The following is a 19,868-nucleotide window of genomic DNA, read 5'->3' as shown; positions in this document are numbered from 1 at the left end:
GGAGACAGTCATGACAGGTTCATTGAACGCCAATGCCGGCCCGCGTATCCGTTACAACCCGGACGAAAGCGCGCCCTACGAGACGATCACCGTCGACAAGCTGACGCCGATCATCGGCGCCGAACTGGGCGGCGTCGATCTCAGCAAGCCGCTCTCGAACCGCCAGCAGGACGAGATCCACCGCGCGCTGGCGGAGAACCTCGTCATCTTCTTTCGCAACCAGGTGCTGACGCCCGAGCAGCACATGGCGTTCGGCCGCCTGTTCGGCGACCTGCACGTCCATCCGGCGGCGCCGCACGAGGCCGGCATGCCGGAGATGATGATCATCCATTCCGACAAGAACAGCCCGCGCGCCAACGGCGAAGGCTGGCACACCGACGTGAGCTGCGAGGTCGAGCCACCCATGGGCTCCATCCTGCACATCAAGACCTGTCCGTCGCGCGGCGGCGACACGCTGTTCGCCAACATGTACGCGGCCTACGACGCCCTCTCCGACCGCATGAAGGCCTATCTCGCGGGCATGACCGCCCTGCACGATGGCGAGATCGTCTATCGCGGCCTGTTCAAGCCGATCGGGGTGGCCGACAAGCCGGAGTATCCGCGGGCGGAGCATCCGGTGGTGCGCACCCATCCGGTGACCGGCCGGAAGTGCCTCTACGTCAATGCCGGTTTCACCAGCCGCCTGATCGGTGTGCCGCGCGACGAGGGTGATGCCATCCTGCGTTACCTCTACCAGCACATGGAAAACCCGCTCTTCCAGTGCCGTTTCCGCTGGCGCGAGAACTCGATCGCCTTCTGGGACAATCGCTGCGCCCAGCATCGCGCCATGTGGGACTACTGGCCCCACACGCGCAGCGGCCACCGCGTCACCGTCACCGGCGACCGGCCGTTCTGATCGGGCTCAGGCCCGCACGGGCTGCAGTGGCGGCGCGGTGACGGCGCGCGCCGCCAGCCGCTTGCGATCCCGTTCCGGGCGAATGAAGAGCAGGCCGATGATGCCGCCGGCGAGTAGCAGGCCACCGAGAATGACATAGCCCTGTTCGTAGCCGGCAAGCGGCGTCGCCGCGTTCTGGATCATCGATCCCATGATCCGGGGCGCGAGAATGCCGGCGAAGGTCACGACCGAGTTGGTGATCGCCAGCATCGCGGCGCGCTGCGGGTGCGGGGTGAGTTCGCTGATGATCATCGGCAGGACGACGTAGATCGTGCTGCCGATGGCGGAGCCGAACACCAGGAAGGCGATCTTGAGTGCATCCGTCGGCATGGCGCCGACGAAGGGGAGGACGCATCCGCCGGCGATGATCGCGAGACACGGCAGCATGCCACGGCAGACCCGGCTCGATACTCCGTTTCTCTTGAGCCGCTGGGAGACGTAGCCACCCGTGAGAACGACCAGGGCGCCGAAGACCCACGGCAGCACGGTGAGGTTGCCGCCGAGTTTCTGGCTGAAGCCGAGGCCGGCGACGAGGTACGACGTGAACCAGGTGAGACCCAGCGCCAGCCCCCAGTAGCTCGCAAAGCCCGCGGCACAGACGGCAAGAATCGTGGGGCAGGTGAGGAGGTAGCGGTAGGGTATGCGCTCATTGCCGCCGCTCGTGCTCACCGGTGCATCGACGAGGGTACCCTCGCGACCGAAGATCAGCCAGAGGACGGTCCAGGCCAGGCCAGCGATGCCCAGCGCACCGAACGCCCAGTGCCAGGTGTGGGTCTCGATGATCCAGTTGAGCAGGGGGACGGCGATGATGACGCCGAACGCCGATCCCTGGGCGATCACCGCTGTCGGCAGTCCGCGCAGCGTGTCGGGAAACCATTTGTAGATGGCGTGGGTCGCGACGGGGCCGGCCGGGCCTTCGCCGGCGCCCAGAACGATCCGGCAGACGATCAGGGTCTCGACACTCACCATCCCCAGCATTGGAAACTGCACGATCGACCAGATGATCGCCATGACCAGCAGTGTGTGCCTGGTCTGCACGCGGTTTGAAACGAAGCCGACGACGATCGCCGAGACGGCGAAGAGCAGGAAGAAGGCCGAGCCGATGTCACCGAACTGCTCGGGTGTCAGGCCGAGATCGCGGCTGAGGGGAACCGCGGCCAGGCCGACGACGACCTTGTCGGCAAAATTGATCAGCATGAACAGGAACAGAAGGGCGGTCATGCCCCAGGCCCCCTTGAGGGGGCGGTCGTGGACGGTCACTTGGGCGTTTCTCCCGGCGTCCTGTTGATCGGACGCGCACCGCATCTGACAGGGGATCGCTCTGCTCCGTCAAGGAATGACGGGCGTGCGGCGACGCGCGGCAAGAGCGGCCAGTCTCCGGCGATCAGCTTCAGGCCGAATGAAGAGCAGCCCGATGAGGCCGCTTGCCAGCAGCAGGCCACCCAGGATGGTGAAGCCGTCGTCGTAGCCGGCGAGGCGCGTGGAAGCGTCCTGTACCACCACGCCCATTGCGAAAGGCGCGACGACACCCCCCAGGGTCATGATCGAGTTCACGATGGCGAGCATGGCTGCGCGTTGCGGCTGCGGCGTGAGTTCGCTCACCACGAGAGGCACGACCACGAAGATGGTGCTGCCGATCGCGGTACCGGCGACGAGGATCGCGAGCTTGAGGTCGGGTGCCGACGTGAGGCCGATGAACGGCAGGATGCAGCCACCGGCCATGACCGCGACCGAGGCAAGAACGCCACGAGACAGCCGGCTCGAAGCGCCGCCTGCTTTCAGGCGCTGTGAGATCCAGCCGCCGGTCAGCACCACCACCAGGCCGGCGATCCACGGCAGGACGCTGAGATTGCCGCCAAGCGTCTGGCTGAAACCCAGCCCGTCGACGAGATAAGGCGTGAACCAGGTGAGGCCGAGCGCCAGTCCCCAGTAACTCGCGAAGCCCGTGCAGCAGGCCGCCATGATGGTGGGGCAGGTGAGGAGGTCCCGGTAGGGCACGCCATTCTCACCGTCGACGACCCCCATGACCGGCGGGTCGACGAGCGTGCCTTCGCGGCCGAACAGGAACCACAGGACGCTCCACGCCAGGCCTGCGATTCCGATCGCGCCGAAGGCCCAGTGCCAGGAATGATGGACGATGATCCAGTTGAGCGCCGGCACCGCCACCACGACCCCGATCGCCGAGCCTTGTGCCACCACCGCCGTGGGGACGGCGCGCAGCGAATCGGGAAACCACTTGTAGAGCGCGTGGGTCGCCACCGGGCCGGCCGGCCCTTCGGTCGCGCCGAGCAGGATGCGACAGGCCAGCAACATCTCGAAGCTCACCAGCCCCAGCATCGGGAACTGCAGCAGCGACCAGAAGATCGCCATCGCGAGCAAGGCGTTTCGCGCCGGAAGGCGATTGGCGAGGAAGCCGACCAGAACCGCCGAGAAAGGAAAAAGGAAGAAGAAGGCGGAGCCGATCAGCCCGAACTGCTCGGGGGTGAGCTTGAGCTCCTCCATGATCGGCTTTGCGGCGAGGCCGACGACCATCTTGTCCGCGAAGTTCACGAGCATGAAGAGAAAGATGAGGAACGTGATTCCCCAGGCCCCTTTCAGGGGCCGATCCTGAACGGCCACGCGACGCTTCTCCCCTGCTCCCCTCACGCATCAGAAGAGATGCAGCGTGGTGCGTCAAGAAAAGGTGCTTCGCTCGCGGCCTCGACCCGCGCTCACTTCCTCCAGACAAAGAAAAGGGCGCCTCGCGGCGCCCCTTCCCGTTGGTCGCAATACGCCGAGACTACTTCTTCACGAACGGGCAGTTGCCATCCTTCATCGGACGATAGGCCTCGTTGCCGGGCACCGTGGCGACCAGCTTGTAGATGTCGTCCTTGCTCTTGGACTCGGCCGGCGTCTTGACCTGGAACAGGTACATGTCGCGCTCCAGGCGTCCGTCCTCGCGCAGCTTGCCGTTCTTGGTCATGACGTCGTTGACGGGGATCTCCCGCATCTTCGCCATCACCGCCTTCGGCTCGTCGGTGCCGGCAGCCTGCACTGCCTTGAGATAGTGCAGGGTCGAGCTGTAGACGCCGACCGTCAGCATGCTGGGGATCTTGTCCTTCTTGGCGCGGAAGCGCTTGGTCCAGGCCCGGGTCTCGTCGTTGAGATCCCAGTAGAAGGCTTCCGTGAGCACCAGGCCCTGCGCCACCGGCAGGGTGAGGGCGGCCACGTCGGTCGAGAAGACCAGCAGACCCGCAAGGCGCTGGCCGGCCTTGGTGATGCCGAACTCGCCGGCCTGCTTGATCGAGTTGATCGTGTCCTGGCCTGCATTGGCGAGGCCGATGACCTTGGCCTTCGAAGCCTGGGCCTGCAGCAGGAAGGACGAGAAGTCCTGCGTGCTGAGCGGATGCCTGACGCCGCCCACGACCTTGCCGCCGGCGGCCGTCACCACCGCGGTTACGTCACGCTCGAGCGCATGACCGAACGCGTAGTCGGCGGTGAGGAAGTACCAGGAATCGCCGCCGTCCTTGACGACCGCGCCGCCGGTCACCTTCGCCAGCGCGTAGGTGTCGTACACCCAATGCGCGCCGGTCGGCGAACAGGCGGCACCGGTCAGGTCGGCGGAAGCCGCACCGGTGTTGATATCGATCATGCCCTTTTCCTGGGCAATCTTGCGCACCGCCAGCGCCACCGAGGACGTGCCGATGCCGGTGATCATCTTCACGCCGTCGACGTCGTACCACTTACGGGCGATCGCGGCGCCGACATCGGGCTTGGTCTGGTGGTCGGCCTGCAGGATCTCGATCGGGCGACCGAGCACCTTTCCGCCGAAATCGTCGATCGCCATCTGCATGGCCTCGACCTCGCCCTGGGTGAGGTCGCCATAGACGCCGGAAAAGCCTTCCATGACGCCGATCTTCAGCGGCTGGGGCGCCTGGGCCTGGGCATAGGCGGCCATGCCGATGACGGCAAGACCGGCGACGGCCGCCGCCGCTCCGGCGTGCCTGATACTGGTTGTGAACTTCACGGTTTTAATCCTCCCAATGTTTTTCCCCGTTTCTAGTGGTCGGGAATCTATCCATCTGTTGAACGCGACGCCAGTGCTGGACAGCGGCTCAAAGCTTCGATTTATTCGCGAGACAGGGAGAGCCGATGGCCAACGAAGAAATAATTCTCGAGGCGACCGGGCTGACGAAGGAGTTCAAGGGCTTCATCGCGGTCAAGAACGTGGATCTGCGCGTGAGGCGTCATACGATTCACGCGTTGATCGGGCCCAATGGCGCGGGGAAGACGACGTGCTTCAACCTGCTGACGCACTTCCTGTCGCCGACGGCGGGCCAGATTCGCTTCAACGGACGCAACATCACCGGCAGTTCGCCGGCGGCGATCGCGCGCATGGGACTGGCCCGGTCGTTCCAGATCTCGGCGGTGTTTCCCCATCTCAGTGTGCGTGAAAACGTCCGCGTCGCCCTGCAGCGCAAGCTGGGCATCTCCTTCCAGTTCTGGCGCTCCGAGAGCGTGCTGGGCCGGCTCGACGCGCGGGCGTTGGAGCTGGTGGAGGCCGTGGGTCTTGCCGAGTTCGCGGAGGCGCAGGCCGTCGACCTTCCGTACGGCCGCAAGCGCGCGCTGGAGATTGCCACGACGCTGGCGCTCGAGCCCGAGATGATGCTGCTCGACGAGCCGATGGCGGGCCTCGGCCAGGAAGACATCAAGCGCATCGCCGAGCTGATCCGCACCGTTTCCAAGGATAGGACCGTCCTGATGGTCGAGCACAACATGTCCGTGGTCGCCGACCTCTCCGACACGATCACCGTGCTGGCGCGCGGCGAGGTTCTGGCCGAGGGACCGTATGCCACGGTGTCCAAACATCCCGCCGTCATCGAGGCTTATGTCGGAACCGGTCATGGCTGAGACCCTGCTGAAAGTCGCGGGCCTGCAGGCCTGGTACGGCGAATCGCACATCCTGCACGGTGTCGACTTCGAGATCCGCCGCGGCGAGCTCGTCACCCTGCTGGGACGCAACGGCGCCGGCAAGACGACGACCTTGCGGTCGATCATGGGGATCCTGGGGAAGCGCACCGGCTCGATCACCTTCGACGGCCGGGAGACGATCGGCCTGCCGTCGGATCACATCGCGCGGCTGGGCATCGCCTACTGCCCGGAGGAGCGGGGGATCTTCTCCAGCCTGAACGTCGACGAGAACCTGCGCCTGCCGCCGGTCGTCAAGCCCGGCGGCTTGAGCATCGAGGAGATCTACAAGCTCTTCCCCAATCTGCTGGAGCGGCGGACCAGCCAGGGCACGAAACTGTCGGGCGGCGAGCAGCAGATGCTGGCCATCGGGCGCATCCTGCGCACCGGCGCCACCCTGCTGCTGCTCGACGAGCCGACCGAGGGCCTGGCCCCGGTGATCGTCCAGCGTATCGGCGAGATCATCCGCCAGCTGAAGAGCCGCGGCTTCACCATCCTGCTGGTCGAGCAGAACTTCCATTTTGCCGCCACCGTCGCGGACCGCCACTACGTGATGGAAGACGGTCGCGTGATCGACACGGTCGCCTCGGGCGACGTGCAGCAGAGCATCGGCAAGCTGCAAACCTATCTGGGGGTATGAGGCCGCCATGTTCGAACTTTTAGGCATTCCACCCCAGGCACTGTTCGGCCAGCTCCTGCTCGGCCTGATCAACGGCGCCTTCTACGCCATGCTGAGCCTCGGCCTCGCCGTGATCTTCGGCATGCTGAACGTCATCAACTTCACGCACGGCGCGCAGTACATGATGGGCGCCTTCGCCGCCTGGCTGCTGCTCGGCCTGCTCGACGTGCCGTTCTGGGTGTCTCTCGTCGTCGCCCCGGTCATCGTCGGCCTGTTCGGCATCGTGATCGAGAAGCTGATGCTGAAACGCATCTACCATCTCGACCATCTCTACGGCTTCCTGCTGACCTTCGGCCTCGCGCTGGTGATCGAGGGCCTCTTCCAGTGGAAGTGGGGCTCCTCCGGTGCGCCCTATCCCAACCCGATCCCCGGCGGCTTCAATCTCGGCTTCATGTTCCTGCCGACCTATCGCGCCTTCGTCGTGGTGGCGGCGCTCGTGATCTGCCTCGCCACCTGGTACGGCATCGAGCGCACCAAGCTCGGGGCCTACCTGCGCGCGGCCACCGAGAACCCGACCCTGGTCCGGGCCTTCGGCATCAACGTGCCGCGGCTGATCACGCTCACCTACGGGCTGGGCGTGGCGCTGGCGGCGCTGGCCGGCGTGCTCGCCGCGCCGATCCAGCAGGTCTCGGCGCTGATGGGGGTCAACCTCGTGCTGGTCGTCTTCGCGGTCGTGGTGATCGGCGGCATGGGCTCGATCATGGGCTCGATCGTGACCGGCTTCGGCCTCGGCCTGGTCGAGGGCCTGACCAAGGTGTTCTATCCGCCGGCCTCCAACACGGTGATCTTCGTCGTGATGGCGCTCGTCCTGCTGGTCAAGCCGGCCGGCCTGTTCGGACAGACCAAATGAACGCGCAACGCCTCCTCGTCGCCGTCCTGGCCGCCCTGGCGCTGGCCGCGCCGTGGTTCGCCTATCCGGTGTTCCTGATGACGGCGCTGTGCTTCGCGCTGTTCGCCTGCGCCTTCAACCTGCTGCTGGGCTATGTCGGGCTGATGAGCTTCGGCCATGCCATGTTCTTCGGCACGGCGGGCTACTTCTTCGGCCATGTCGTGAAGGCCTGGGACCTGCCGCCGGAACTCGGCCTGCTGGCCGGCGTGGGCGGGGCGGCCCTGGTCGGGCTGGTCACGGGCGCGCTGGCGATCCGCCGCCAGGGCATCTACTTCGCCATGATCACGCTGGCCTTCGCGCAGATGGTCTTCTTCCTCTGCGTCCAGGCGCCGTTCACCCACGGCGAGGACGGGCTGCAGGGTATTCCGCGCAAGGCGCTGCTGGGCGGGCTGATCCCGACCAAGGACGACCGCGTCCTCTATTATGTCGTGCTGGCGATCTTCGTGTTCGGCTACTGCGCCATCTACCGCATCATCCACTCGCCGTTCGGCCAGGTGCTGAAGGCCATCCGCGACAACGAACAGCGCGCGCAGTCGCTGGGCTACGAGGCCGACCGCTACAAGCTGCTGGCCTTCGTGCTGTCGGCGTCGCTGGCGGGCCTCGCCGGGGCGACCAAGGCCATGGTGCTGCAGTTCGCCACCCTGACGGACGTGAGCGCGGCGATGTCGGGCGAGGTCGTGCTGATGGCGCTGGTCGGCGGCCTCGGCACCATCGTCGGTCCGGTGGTCGGCGCCTTCATCATCATCACGATGCAGAACTATCTCGCCGCCACCGGCGAGTTCGTGCTGGTGATCCAGGGCGCGATCTTCGTCGTCATCGTGCTCGCCTTCCGCAAGGGCGTCGTCGGCGAGCTCGCGGAATGGTGGAAGCGGCGTCAGGCACGATGAACCGGGCAGCCGGGGCGGCCGGGGCCTTGCCCGCCGCCTGCATTCGCGCGAAGAACGAGCCCGTACCCAGGGGGAAACCATCGTCATGACCGAGCTTTCCGAAGACCAGCTGTTCGCCGAGCTGCGCAAGATCGACACGCCGACCATCACCAACGTGGTCGCGACCTATCCGAAGAATCCCCTCTGCCTCGGCCTCTACAATCCCTGGACCGAGAACTGGTACACCGACACCTCGATCCGCTGCATGTATCCCGAGATGGGCGCCATCATCGGCTATGCAGTGACCTGCGTGTACGGCCTGCCCGACCCTAACTTCGCCGGCCGGCTGACTTTCATGGACGTGGTCGATGCGCTCGACGCCATGAATAAGCCGACGATCCTGGTCATCCAGCAGAAGTGGCCGCCCGAACTGATGAACAAGGCGGGCCTCGCCGGTGAGATGATGACGACCTCGATGCAGGCGGTCGGCTGCGTTGGCCTGCTGTCCAACGGCCCGTCGCGCGACGTCGACGCGATCCGCCGCATGAAATTCCAGATGCTGCTGGGCGGCGTCACGGCCGGCCATGGCGAGATGGCGGTGCAGTCGGTCAATGCGCCCGTGTCGGTCGGCGGCATGGACGTGGCGCCGGGCGAGCTGATCCACATGGACGAGAACGGCGCGGTGAAGTTCCCCGCCCAGCACGCGCGCGCGGTGCTGAAGAACGCCCAGGCGATGCTGGCCGACGAAGCCGAGAAGCTCGAGAAGATGCGCAAGGCCAAGAGCGCGGCGGAGATCCGGGCGATCAACTCCGGCGGGACCTACGGGGCGAAGAAGGGGTAGAGACGCGGCATGACCGAGACCGTCGCCGAGCCACGGCCCGTCCGCTGGGGGCTGGCGGCCAAGCTGTTCGCGATCCTGCTGCTGCTGGGCGCGGTCGCGGTCATGATCACCGGCGTCCTGGGCTACATTCGTGCGCGCGAGGCGCTGGAGCGGGCGATCTTCGCCCAGCTCACCGCAGCGCGCGAGACCAAGGCCCATCAGGTCGAGTCCTACTTCCGTACCGTACGCAACGAGGTGCGTCTGCTCGCTGCCTCGAAGATGGTCGTCGACGCCACGCGCGGCTTCCGCGAGGCCGTCGACGAGCTGGACGGCAAGGAAGTTCCCGAGAACGTGAAGCAGGCCGTGCACGGATGGTACGACAGCCAGTACATGCCGATGGTGCGCAAGCTCCTCGGCAAGGACGTGAGCGCGGACGAGTTCATGCCGATGAAGCCCGCGCCGTACTTCCTGCAGGACCTGTACATCGTCAAGAATCCCCACCCCGAGGGACGACGCGATCTGCTCGATAACCCGGGCGACGGCAGCGCCTACAGCAAGGTCCACGCGATCTACCATCCGCTGATGCGGACAGCCGGGGCGACTCTGGGCTTCCAGGATTTCATGATCGTCGACCCGCGGAACGGGCGACTGATCTACACCGTCGACAAGGATCCCGATTTCGCTACGTCTTTGCGGGCCGGCCCCTATCGTCATTCCAATCTGGCGGCGGCGGCGGCGCGGTGCGCCACCTCGCCCGACCCGTCGGCCACGTGCCTCGAGGATTTCTTCGCCTACCTGCCGTCGGACGGCCTGCCTTCGGCCTTCATGGCGGCGCCGGTGATCGAGCACGGGGTCGTGACCGGCGTGCTGGTCGCTGAACTGGCGATCGACGAGATCGATGCCATCGTCACCGGCGGCCGTCGGTGGCGCAACGAGGGTTTCGGGACCACGGGCGAGGCCTACCTGGTCGGACCGGATTTCCTGGTCCGGTCGAGCGGTCGCAACTACTTCGAGAATGCCGACCTTTATTTCTCCGAATTGAAGGCCGGTGGCGCCTCCGAAGCGGAAATGGCGGCGATCAAGCGATACGGGTCGCCCATCCTTCATCAGCATGCCGACACCGCCGCAACGCGGGCCGCGATCGGTGGCGTCGAAGGCGTGGGTGAGGTGATGGGCTATCGCGGTGTTCCGACTCTCGCCTCATGGGGGCCGATCCGGATTTCCGGAGTGAAGTGGGGCATCGTCGCCAAGATCGACGCTGCCGAGGCCTTTGCACCGGTCTACCGTCTGGAGCGCGATCTCCTGATCGTGGGCGCGATCGCTTTCTTTGTGGTGATCGTGACCGGTGCCTGGCTGTCGCGCTCGCTGCTCGGCCCGTTGCGAGAACTCACCGCCGGTGTGCGCCGCTTCGCGGCCGGCGACCACGATGCCCATGTGACCGTGCGGACGCGCGACGAGATCGGCCAGCTCTGCCTCGCCTTCAACGGCATGATCGACGACATCAACCAGAAGAACGTCGTCATCGAAACGAAGAACCGCGAGAACGAGGAACTGCTTCTCAACGTGCTGCCGGCCCCGATCGCCAACCGCCTGCGCGGGGGGGAGAAGGGCATCGCCGACGGCTTCGCTGAAGTGACGGTCGCCTTTGCTGACCTCGTGGGGTTCACGCAGCTGTCCTCGGAAATGCCGCCGGCCGAGGTGGTCACCCTGCTGAACGGCCTGTTCACCCGCTTCGACGTCGCGGCCAGCGAGCTCGGCATCGAGAAGATCAAGACGGTGGGCGACGCCTACATGGCGGTGTGTGGCCTGCCGGTGCCGGTGCCCAACCATGCCGAACGGATGGTGCGCATGGCGATCCGCATGGTGCACATCACGCGCGAGCACGCGATGGAGCATGGCGTGTCGATGAAGCTGCGCGTCGGCATCAACAGCGGACCCGTCGTGGCCGGCGTCATCGGCAAGAGCAAGTACATCTACGACCTCTGGGGCGACACCGTGAACCTGGCGAGTCGCATGGAGTCCGGCGGCATTCCCGACTCGGTGCAGGTCACGCGGCCGGTCTACGAGAAGCTCAAGGACCAGTTCGTCTTCGAGGCGCGCGGCGAGATCGAGGTCAAGGGCAAGGGCAACGTCGAAGCCTGGGTCCTGAGGCTCTGAGGGTCAATTCAGGCCGAAGCTCAGTTTGATGGCGATGACGAGGCCGGTGACGGCGATGCTCGACAGGATGAGGCCGAAGACCCGGCTCACGATCTCGATGCCGGGTTTGCCGAGCAGGCGGAACAGGGTGCCTGCCAGGGCATAGGACGCGAAGAGAAGGCAGAGGCAGAGCGCCAGGATCGCCGTCGTCGTCACCTGCTCGCCGAACGAACGCACATCGTTGTCGGTCAGCAGGACGACTGTGAGGATCGCGCCGGCGCCGGCGATGCCGGGAACGGCCAATGGAAAGACGGCGCGCTGCAAGGGTGTCGCGTCGGCCGGCATGGCCGCCGCATCCTCGCCCACCTTGCCGAGGACCATCTTGAGACCGAACAGCAGCAGGACCAGAGAGCCGGCGAGTTGAAACGAGGCCATCGGTATGTGGAGCGCCGCCAGGAGCGGCCGGCCGACCACGATGAAGAAGAGCATGATCAGGAACGCAACACCCACCGCATAGGCCGCGACCAGTAACGCCTGCCGCCTCGGCAGTCCGCCGGTGACCATGAGGAAGATGGGCACGGTGGCGACCGGATCCAGGATCACGAACAAGGTGACAAATTCGTAGAAGAAGTGGTTGATGAATGCTGGAGCCACGAGGGTGCCCTTTGCTGTTGCCCCGCCGAAGGCGAGGGTTTCGCTGAGGATCGAATAGCGATCACTGCCCTCGAGAACGCTCGGGCTCCTGCCGGGTGAACCGCCTGCAACGTAGTTGAACGAGTCTAGGTCACGCGCTCCCAATCAAGAAGCGCAAAAGCGCTCCCGAACGGGCAGAGCCTTGGCGACGGTGCGGACTGCATACTGCCAGCCTGTTGGTCACTCCGATGTTCCGGGTGACGGACCCTCGACGATCGCGACGCGGCTTCCCTCGGTCAGTTGCTCCTGGCCGTCTGTCACGATCACGTCGCCGGGCGACAGTCCCTCGCGGACGACCACGAGATCATCGGTGACGGTTCCCAGGCTGAGCGGGCGGACGTGAGCCGTTTCGCTCCTCGTGACCATGTAGGTGTAGTAGCCGGCGGTGGATCGCCGGACTGCGGCCAGAGGTATGGCAAGGGCGGTTCGTGTCGCATTTGCCGGAACCAGCATTTCGACCCGCATGCCGGGCGACAATGCGTGATCCGTATTCGGGAACGTCGCCACCAATTCTCCCTTACCCGCCCCCTGTTGGCTTTCCTGGTCGCCGCGGCGCAGGTGACCTTCGGCGAGGGCTTGCACCTTGTCGTCGCCATAGGCCCTTACCGGAAGGTTGCCGAGGAGCAGCTTCTCCCGGACGGCGCGAAGCATCGTCTCCGGCAGGGCGAAGACGACCGAAATGGGTTCGATGCGGCTGATGGTGACGATGCCTGTCTCGTCCCCGGGAGAAACCATGTCTCCCACATGTCGGGGCGCTCCTCCCACCCGGCCCGACGCGGGCGCGCGAATGTCGGTGACGTCCCGCTCCGCCCGAGGCCCCGCTACACGCGCGAGCAGATCGCCTGCCAGTACCCGTTGCCCCGCCGTGAAGTCGATCTCCGTGAGTTTGCCGCCGACCGGGCTCCGAACGACGGTGGTCTTGCTGGCGACGGCCGTGCCGACGCTCTTCAGATAGATTGGAACGGTCCGCCGGGCCGCCGACGCCGTGAAGACGGGCATTGGAGCCGCGTTTGGCTCCCCGAAGTGTGCGGTTGGCACTTGCGCTCGAGTGGGGCCGGTCACGGCGACAGTGCAAGCCAGAGCGAACGCCGCGACCTGTAGTCCCCCGGTCTTGCGTGCGAAGCGACGGAGATTCTTCAGACACATCGTGCAGCCCTCTCGATGACGGGATGAAGCTGCGTACCGCATTCGGCGATGGGATGTGCATCGCCCGAAGGGTTGACGGTCCTGCGCGTTCGTGTCGCCGGCCCATACCTTGGTTTAATGCGAACGATCAGCCCGCTTCGCGCCCCCTCTTCTTCCTGCCGAGATCGCGGGCCAGCGCGATGAAGGCCTTGAGGGCTGCCGATGGGTTGCGCCGGCCCGGATAGTAGAGGCAGAGATCGGCGATGGGCGGCGTCCAATCATCCAGGATACGTACGAGGCGCCCGTCTTCGATGTCGTCGCGCACATCCTGTTCGAGGAAGTAGCCGACACCGAGACCTTCCAGGACAGTGGCGCGCGCGAGGCTTGCTTCGTCCAGCGTGATCGGACCCGTCACGTCGATCTGGACCGTCTCGCCGCGCTTCTCGAAGTGCCATCTGAACATCGCCCCGTTGGGCAGACGGGTCCGGATGCAGGGATGCCGCGCGAGATCCGTCGGCACGCGCGGCTTTCCATGCTGCTTGAAATAGGCGGGCGAGGCGACGACGGCATGGCGCTGCGGCCGGCCGAGGGGCACGGCGATCATGTCGGCGGGCACGAGGTCCGCCCGGCGCAGGCCAAGATCGAAGCCGTCGGCGACGATGTCGACGAGGCGGCCCTCGGTCACGAGATCGACGTGCACCTCGCGGTGCCGGCGCAGAAACTCGAGAACGAGCGGGGAGATGATCTCCCGGGCGCCGGCGGCGAAGGCATTGATGCGCAGCGTCCCGGAAGGGGTTGCCTGCCGGGAGCGGGCGGTGTCGAGCGCGCCATGAATGTCCCGCAAGGCCGGGCTCACCTGTTCGACGAAGGCGCGGCCTGCATCGGTCAGGGAAACGCTGCGCGTCGTCCTGTTGAAGAGGCGCACGCCCACGCGCGCCTCCAGTTTCGCCACGGCATTGCTCAGCCCCGTCGTCGACATGCCGAGCCCTTGCGCGGCGGCGCGGAACGATCCCGCGCGGGCAATTGCGACCACGGCGTCGAGTTCATTGAGCAGGAGGCGGGACATCAGATTATCCGTAATTACGGGACAAGGCGTCCCGATTTGTCCCTCTTATCGGGATGCCTGTCCACGCGTACATCGCAGGCTGTCGACACATTCAGGAGGGAAAGACCATGAAGCTGCCCGCACCGCTGGAGACCTACTTCGAGGCCGACAAGGCCGGTGCCGACGCCGCGCCGCTGGGTGCCTTCGCGGCTGATGCCGTCGTTGCCGACGAAGGCCGGACGCATGTCGGCCATGCCGCCATCGCGGCGTGGTGGCGTGCCGCCAAGGCGCAGTATCGCCATACGGCGGAGCCATGCGAGGTCAAGGAGGAGGAGGGGCTGACCCTCGTTCGCGCCCGGGTGAGCGGAGACTTCGCAGGGAGCCCGGCGATGCTCACCTTCGCTTTCCGGGTTGCAGACGCACGGATCGCGGCGCTGAGGATCGGGGCATGAGCGGCTTTCTCGCTCTCGAAGACAGGACCGTCCTGGTCACGTCGGGCACCCGCGGTGCGGGCGCAGCGACGGTCGCGCTCTTCCGGCAACTCGGCGCGCGCGTCCTCACGACCGCGCGATCGCGACCCGACGCTTTGCCGGAGTCGCTGTTCGTCGCGGCCGACCTCACGACCGCGGAGGGCTGCGCCCAGCTTGCCGCAGCAGCGAGCGAACGGCTCGGCGATATCGATATCCTCGTCCACATGCTCGGCGGTTCTTCGGCGCCGGCCGGCGGCTTCGCGGCGCTGGGCGACGCCGAATGGACCCGGGAGCTCGACCTCAACCTGATGCCGGCCGTGCGACTGGATCGTGCCCTCGTGCCCGGCATGATCGAGCGCGGCCGCGGCGTCGTCATCCATGTCGGCTCGATCCAGAGCCGGCTGCCGCTGCCGGGGGCGACGACGGCCTATGCCGCGGCCAAGGCGGCGCTGTCGACCTACAGCAAGAGCCTCTCGAAGGAGGTCTCCCCCCAGGGTGTGCGCGTCGTGCGCGTGCAGCCGGGCTGGATCGAGACGGAAGCCGCTGTCCGGCTCACGGACCGGATCGCAAAGGAAGCCGGTGTCGATCGCGCGGGCGGCCGGGAGATCGTGATGCAGGCGCTGGGCGGCATTCCGATCGGCCGGCCCTCGAGCCCGGAAGAGGTCGCGAACCTCATCGCCTTCCTCGCCTCGGATCGCGCCGCGACCATCACTGGCTCCGAGTTTGTGATCGACGGCGGCACGATACCGACCGCGTGAGAGGAGAGCGTGATGCTCCTATCGGCCCGAGAGGTTCCAGCCTCCGATCCTGGCATAGATGGCGTCGCGCAGGCGCCGGACATGAGTGTTGAGGGCCGCCAGTCGCGACGCGGTCTCTCCGGAAACCGAAAGCAACGCCTCGCCCAGGCAGCCGGCCCGGGCGCGCAACGCCCGGCCCGGTTCGGTCAGTTCCACCAACACCTGCCGCTCGTTCTCGGCGTTGCGGGTGCGGCGCACCAGCCCTGCCTCCTCGAGCCGCTTCAGCAGCGGCGTCAGCGTGCTCGATTCGAGTCCGAGCTGGTCGGCGATGATGCCGACGGGTCGGCGGTCCTCGCTCCAGAGAACGTTGAGCACGAGATACTGGGGATAGGTCAGTCCGAGCTCGTCCAGGAGGGGTTTGTAGGCGCGCTGGATCGCCATGTTCGCGGAATAGATCGAGTAGCAGAGCTGGTCCTGGAGAGGGACCGGCCCGCCGGTCCCGTTCTTCGGCTTTTTCACGTTCGCCTCCTGCCCTCGTCGGGGCCATCGCCCGGAGTTTAACCGGTAAAATCATATCGCGATAATTGTTTCGGTTGACGTGGTTGGCCGCCGATACCATCTGACCTATATCGCAATAACAAATACTGCGATATATTAACCTCAGGAGCAGACTCATGAACGACAACGCTGTTTCAGACTCCGCCCGGCGCGGGCGGGAGAACCAGGCGCGGCTGACGGCGGCGCTTCGCCCCAGCTATGACTTCATCGTGTGCGGCGCCGGCTCTTCCGGGTCGGTGATCGCGCGGCGGCTGGCCGAGAATGCCGCCGTTCAGGTCCTGCTGCTCGAGGCGGGCGGCAGCGACGATGCCGAATCCGTCCTGAATCCGGCCTTGTGGCCCACCAATCTCGGCAGCGATCGGGACTGGGGATTCCAGGCCGAACCCAATCCCCATCTCAACGGACGCAGGATCCCCATGTCGATGGGCAAAGGGCTGGGCGGCGGGTCGAGCATCAACGTGATGGTCTGGGCCCGTGGACATAGGAGCGACTGGGAGTTCTTCGCGTCGGAGGCGGGCGATGCGCGCTGGGGCTACGAGAACGTGCTGGAGATCTATCGCCGCATCGAGGACTGGCAGGGCACTCCCGACCCCGCGTATCGCGGCACCGGAGGGCCGGTCTGGGTGCAGCCCGCTTCCGCGCCGAGCCCGCTCGCGCTCGCGATGCTCGACGCGGCGCGTGAACTCGACATCCCCGTCTTCGACCATCCGAACGGACGCATGATGGAGCAGGAGGGCGGTGCCGCGATCACCGACATGCTGGTGCGCGACGGACGGCGCCAGTCGCTGTACCGCGCCTACGTCCATCCGTGGCTCGATCGCCCGAACCTGACCGTGCTCCCCGGAGCGCTCGTTCAACGCGTGGTCTTCCAGGGCACGCGGGCGACCGGGGTCGAACTCTCGCACGGGGGGCGGACGATGATCATCGGCGCACGGACGGAAGTCGTGCTGTCGCTGGGCGCCCTACAGACTCCGAAGGTCCTGATGCATTCCGGGATCGGCGAGCGACAGGAGTTGGAGCGCTTCGGCATCCCGGTCGTGCAGAACTTGCCGGGCGTCGGGCGCAACCTGCAGGACCATGTTTCCGTCGGCTGTACCTGGGCCCTCTCGGAGCCTCTGGCGCCCCGGAACAGCGGCAGCGAAGCGACGATGTACTGGAAGAGCCGGCCCGACCTGGACGCGCCCGATCTGCTGTTCTGCCAGGTCGAGTTCCCTGTGCCGAGCGAACGCACCGCATTGCGCGGCGTGCCCGAGCACGGCTGGACGATGTTCGCAGGGCTCGCCCATCCGGAGAGCCGGGGCCGCCTGCGGCTTCAGAGCGCCGATCCGACCGCGGCGCTGGCGATCGACGCGAACTTCCTGTCGGACCGCAGGGACATGACGACCGCCTCGTCGTGCGTGGAGATCTGCCGCGCCCTCGGCAACGCCCGGGCCTTTCGTCCCTTCGTCAGCGGCGAAGCCATGCCGGGCGATCTGAAGGGCGACGAGCTCGACGCCTACGTCCGCGACGCAGCGGTCACCTACTGGCACCAGAGCGGCACCGCCAGGATGGGCCGGGACGACCTGTCGGTCGTGGACGCCACGCTTCGCGTCTACGGCGTCAGCGGGCTGCGGGTGGCCGACGGCTCGATCATGCCGCGGGTCACCACCGGCAACACACAGGCCCCCTGCGCCATCATCGGCGAACGCGCCGCCGGGATGATGCGGGAGGACCACGGTCTCTGACCCGTCAATCGTCGGGGCCCCGCAGGGGGCTCCGACGTCCTCCCCAGGCCCGATCGCGACGGGCAAGAGGATTCATCAGACTTCAGGTCCCTGACTGCCAGCTATTTGCGCGATTGTACCTCGATGCTGGTCATAGAAGCGGCCGATCTCGATCGGCGATTTCAGCTTCAGCTTGTCCCTCAGGAAAGACCGGTACATCTTGATCGTCCGCAACGACAGGCCGAGCTTTTCGGCGGCCTCGCTCTGCTGAAGGCCTTGTCCCAGCAGCAGCAGGACCTGTGCTTCCCGCCGGGTGATCGGGAGGTCCGGGCTGTGAGTCGGTTCGACAACGGTAGCGCGCTCCCAAAGCGCCTGGATGCTTTCCCGGATTTCATCCGCCGAGAAGGGCTTGAGGATGAAGTTGGCGGCGCCGCCGCGCCAGGCCTCGATGATGTCCGACTTGTCGGCGTCGCCACTCATGAAAATGATGGGCGGACGAGGGGCGGAACCCCTGAGCGCTTCCTGCAGGGCCAATCCATCCATTTCCGGCATTCGAAGATCGAGCAGGATGCAATGCGGACGCGCCACGCTTTCGCGGGCTGTCAGGAAGGCTTTCGCCGAGGCAAAGCACCGGACATCGAACTCTCGCGACAGAAAGGCCTCGAGCCCATCCCGCATATTGGCGTCATCGTCGATGACGACGATGAGTCGTCGCGTCATGTGGGCATTCCTGCTGCCGGGAATTCCACGCGTACGCAGGCACCCCCGTCCAAGTGATTGAACGCCGAGATCGTGCCCTTGTGCTTCTCAACGATCTGTCGGCACAGCCACAAGCCGATACCCGTGCCGCTTTCCCTCGTTGTCCGAAACAGGTCGAACAGGTTCTCAAGCACTTCCGGCGAAAAGCCGGGACCGTAGTCGCGCACGGCAAGCGCCGCTCGTCCGGGCCGTTCGGAGAATTCCAGTTCGATCGTTCTGTTCGAGGTGTTGCCGCCGGCCTCGATCGCATTGTCGATAAGATTGACGAGGACTTGCTGGATCTGGATGGGGTTGCCGAGAATGGGAATGGCGATGCGCCCCTTGATCGCGATGGTCACGCCGTCGGCCTTCGATGAGAATTGGACGAGCTTGATGACCTCGTCGCACAGCGGTCCGAGCATCAGTTCCTGGAACCCATCATCCCGCGCGCCAAACAAGGATCGCAGGTTGCGGACGACACCCAGGAGGTGACCGAGGATGTCGGTAACCTTCTCGACTCCCGGCAGGGCGTCGCCGCCCTCCCGGGAATCGATCAGCTTCTGCTTCACGGCCTCGGCTTGCAGGGCCGCCCCGGTCAGCGGCTGGCTGAGCTGGTGGGCGAGCGAGCTTGCCAGGGCACTGACGCTGGCGCGCCGGTTGGAGGCAACCAGCTTCTGCAGGAGAAGATCGCGCTCCCGCAAGGAACTCAAGAGCGTCCTGTTGAAGCGATTCTCTTCCGCGTGCGGCGTGTTCCAGGTCATCCAGATCGACTGGTAGCAAACGTACCGGAACACCAACAACGCCAGCCAGACCGCCAGCAGGATGAGATTTTGCGAGCCGTCCCGCATCGGGGTCAGGGCGGTACCGCTGATCTGGACGACGATGCGGAATAGCGCAAGAGCCAGGAGCGTCGCCTCGATGCAGGTCAGGATTCTCCAGAACGGCGCCCGGCGAAGTTGATCGTCCTCCGTCGTCATGCAGACCCAGATTGCGGAAGACGATATCGTGGCGAGAACGATCGCGTAGAGCTGTACCGGCAGGAAGTCGTCGTAAAGCCGGACGATTTCAATCAGGGCCGTGAGGACGAATATGACGAGTAGGAGTTTCGGGTAGATCCTGCTGCCCTGGTTGCGCGGAAGGGCATGGAGGCTGAAAACAAAAGTCAGTTCCGAGGAGTAGAAGAAGCTGTTGCCGATGAAGTATGCGAGGCCTGTCTTGAGATCCGGCGCCGCGTGAACGACGGCGATCGTGATGATCGTCGGAATTCGGAGAACTTCCGAGAACAGGAACAGGCGACCAGACAGGTTGAAGCTGTCTTTGAACGCCCAGAACAGGACGCATATCGTCCCACTCATGACGAAGCCATACATGACGAGGATCGTCACGAACGGATCGAGCGTCATTCGGCTCGCCCCCATTGCCGCCCGTTGAGCCATGGACAATCCTGTCGGGATTGTTTGCCTTGCACCTTCAGCCTGCCATGCCGTCGTCGCCATCGATAGTCGATGCACTCCTAGGGGCAAAACGA

The 19,868-nt window shown here is 65.7% G+C and carries 19 protein-coding genes; 10 read left to right on the top strand and 9 right to left on the bottom strand.

What is annotated here, in order from left to right; all coding sequences use genetic code 11:
* Positions 1-10 precede the first annotated feature (10 nt).
* Entirely contained in the window at positions 11-895 is an 885-nt protein-coding gene (locus ACT6UX_RS11510; RefSeq protein ID WP_444775287.1) for a TauD/TfdA dioxygenase family protein, read from the top strand.
* A gap of 6 nt (positions 896-901) precedes the next feature.
* Here ACT6UX_RS11510 and ACT6UX_RS11505 read toward each other — a convergent pair whose 3' ends face one another.
* From ACT6UX_RS11505 to ACT6UX_RS11495, 3 genes are all read right to left on the bottom strand, one after another.
* Positions 902-2,194: an MFS transporter gene (locus tag ACT6UX_RS11505; RefSeq protein WP_444775286.1), complete on the bottom strand. Its 1,293-nt coding sequence runs from the start codon at positions 2,192-2,194 to the stop codon at positions 902-904.
* Positions 2,195-2,263: 69 nt separating this feature from the next.
* Positions 2,264-3,553 (bottom strand): MFS transporter, encoded by a 1,290-nt coding sequence (locus ACT6UX_RS11500; protein WP_444775285.1) that lies wholly within the window; start codon positions 3,551-3,553, stop codon positions 2,264-2,266.
* Positions 3,554-3,713: 160 nt separating this feature from the next.
* Complete coding sequence (locus ACT6UX_RS11495; protein WP_444775478.1) at positions 3,714-4,871, bottom strand: ABC transporter substrate-binding protein; 1,158 nt, start codon at positions 4,869-4,871, stop codon at positions 3,714-3,716.
* A gap of 194 nt (positions 4,872-5,065) precedes the next feature.
* On the opposite strand from ACT6UX_RS11495, the gene ACT6UX_RS11490 reads away from it, so the two are divergent.
* The 6 genes from ACT6UX_RS11490 to ACT6UX_RS11465 all read left to right on the top strand — a co-directional run bounded on the left by ACT6UX_RS11490 (position 5,066) and on the right by ACT6UX_RS11465 (position 11,292).
* Positions 5,066-5,824 carry an ABC transporter ATP-binding protein gene (locus ACT6UX_RS11490; RefSeq protein WP_444775284.1) on the top strand — a complete coding sequence of 253 codons (759 nt, stop codon included), beginning with the start codon at positions 5,066-5,068 and terminating at the stop codon, positions 5,822-5,824.
* The gene (locus ACT6UX_RS11485; protein WP_444775283.1) at positions 5,817-6,521 is read left to right on the top strand and encodes an ABC transporter ATP-binding protein; all 705 of its coding nucleotides are present in this window, start codon (positions 5,817-5,819) and stop codon (positions 6,519-6,521) included. The genes ACT6UX_RS11490 and ACT6UX_RS11485 overlap by 8 nt, the downstream gene beginning before the upstream one ends.
* A gap of 7 nt (positions 6,522-6,528) precedes the next feature.
* Positions 6,529-7,410: a branched-chain amino acid ABC transporter permease gene (locus ACT6UX_RS11480; protein ID WP_444775282.1), complete on the top strand. Its 882-nt coding sequence runs from the start codon at positions 6,529-6,531 to the stop codon at positions 7,408-7,410.
* Positions 7,407-8,336, top strand: coding sequence for a branched-chain amino acid ABC transporter permease (locus ACT6UX_RS11475; protein WP_444775281.1), 930 nt, complete (start codon positions 7,407-7,409; stop codon positions 8,334-8,336). The genes ACT6UX_RS11480 and ACT6UX_RS11475 overlap by 4 nt, the downstream gene beginning before the upstream one ends.
* Positions 8,337-8,421: 85 nt before the next feature.
* Complete coding sequence (locus ACT6UX_RS11470; protein WP_444775280.1) at positions 8,422-9,156, top strand: RraA family protein; 735 nt, start codon at positions 8,422-8,424, stop codon at positions 9,154-9,156.
* A 9-nt stretch (positions 9,157-9,165) separates the two neighbouring features.
* Positions 9,166-11,292, top strand: a complete 2,127-nt coding sequence (locus tag ACT6UX_RS11465) for an adenylate/guanylate cyclase domain-containing protein (protein ID WP_444775279.1) — start codon at positions 9,166-9,168, stop codon at positions 11,290-11,292.
* Positions 11,293-11,295: 3 nt separating this feature from the next.
* On the opposite strand, the gene ACT6UX_RS11460 is transcribed toward ACT6UX_RS11465, so the two are convergent.
* The 3 genes from ACT6UX_RS11460 to ACT6UX_RS11450 all read right to left on the bottom strand — a co-directional run bounded on the left by ACT6UX_RS11460 (position 11,296) and on the right by ACT6UX_RS11450 (position 14,155).
* The gene (locus tag ACT6UX_RS11460; RefSeq protein ID WP_444775278.1) at positions 11,296-11,925 is read right to left on the bottom strand and encodes a MarC family protein; all 630 of its coding nucleotides are present in this window, start codon (positions 11,923-11,925) and stop codon (positions 11,296-11,298) included.
* A 219-nt stretch (positions 11,926-12,144) separates the two neighbouring features.
* Positions 12,145-12,963 carry an efflux RND transporter periplasmic adaptor subunit gene (locus ACT6UX_RS11455; protein ID WP_444775277.1) on the bottom strand — a complete coding sequence of 273 codons (819 nt, stop codon included), beginning with the start codon at positions 12,961-12,963 and terminating at the stop codon, positions 12,145-12,147.
* Between the two features lie 274 nt (positions 12,964-13,237).
* On the bottom strand, positions 13,238-14,155 hold the full coding sequence (locus ACT6UX_RS11450) for a LysR substrate-binding domain-containing protein (protein WP_444775276.1): 918 nt from the start codon (positions 14,153-14,155) through the stop codon (positions 13,238-13,240).
* A gap of 107 nt (positions 14,156-14,262) precedes the next feature.
* Between ACT6UX_RS11450 and ACT6UX_RS11445 the strand changes: the two genes are divergently transcribed.
* Both ACT6UX_RS11445 and ACT6UX_RS11440 read left to right on the top strand, forming a co-directional pair.
* Entirely contained in the window at positions 14,263-14,586 is a 324-nt protein-coding gene (locus tag ACT6UX_RS11445; protein WP_444775275.1) for a nuclear transport factor 2 family protein, read from the top strand.
* Positions 14,583-15,362, top strand: coding sequence for an SDR family oxidoreductase (locus tag ACT6UX_RS11440; RefSeq protein WP_444775274.1), 780 nt, complete (start codon positions 14,583-14,585; stop codon positions 15,360-15,362). Before ACT6UX_RS11445 ends, ACT6UX_RS11440 begins: the two co-directional genes overlap by 4 nt.
* 18 nt (positions 15,363-15,380) lie before the next feature.
* Here the strand turns inward: ACT6UX_RS11440 and ACT6UX_RS11435 are convergent, their stop codons facing one another.
* Complete coding sequence (locus tag ACT6UX_RS11435) at positions 15,381-15,860, bottom strand: MarR family winged helix-turn-helix transcriptional regulator (protein ID WP_444775273.1); 480 nt, start codon at positions 15,858-15,860, stop codon at positions 15,381-15,383.
* A gap of 155 nt (positions 15,861-16,015) precedes the next feature.
* Between ACT6UX_RS11435 and ACT6UX_RS11430 the strand changes: the two genes are divergently transcribed.
* The gene (locus ACT6UX_RS11430; protein ID WP_444775272.1) at positions 16,016-17,623 is read left to right on the top strand and encodes a GMC family oxidoreductase; all 1,608 of its coding nucleotides are present in this window, start codon (positions 16,016-16,018) and stop codon (positions 17,621-17,623) included.
* 75 nt (positions 17,624-17,698) lie between these two features.
* Here the strand turns inward: ACT6UX_RS11430 and ACT6UX_RS11425 are convergent, their stop codons facing one another.
* Together ACT6UX_RS11425 and ACT6UX_RS11420 are read right to left on the bottom strand one after the other, a co-directional pair.
* A complete protein-coding gene (locus ACT6UX_RS11425) occupies positions 17,699-18,322 on the bottom strand; it encodes a response regulator transcription factor (RefSeq protein WP_444775271.1) in 624 nt (207 codons plus the stop codon).
* On the bottom strand, positions 18,319-19,743 hold the full coding sequence (locus tag ACT6UX_RS11420) for a sensor histidine kinase (protein WP_444775270.1): 1,425 nt from the start codon (positions 19,741-19,743) through the stop codon (positions 18,319-18,321). The genes ACT6UX_RS11425 and ACT6UX_RS11420 overlap by 4 nt, the downstream gene beginning before the upstream one ends.
* Positions 19,744-19,868 lie beyond the last annotated feature (125 nt).

Source organism: Reyranella sp. (assembly GCF_052439685.1).
In the GTDB taxonomy this organism is placed as follows: domain Bacteria; phylum Pseudomonadota; class Alphaproteobacteria; order Reyranellales; family Reyranellaceae; genus Reyranella.
The sequence above is the reverse complement of the archived record's forward strand: the minus strand, read 5'-3'. Positions and strand labels throughout refer to the sequence as shown.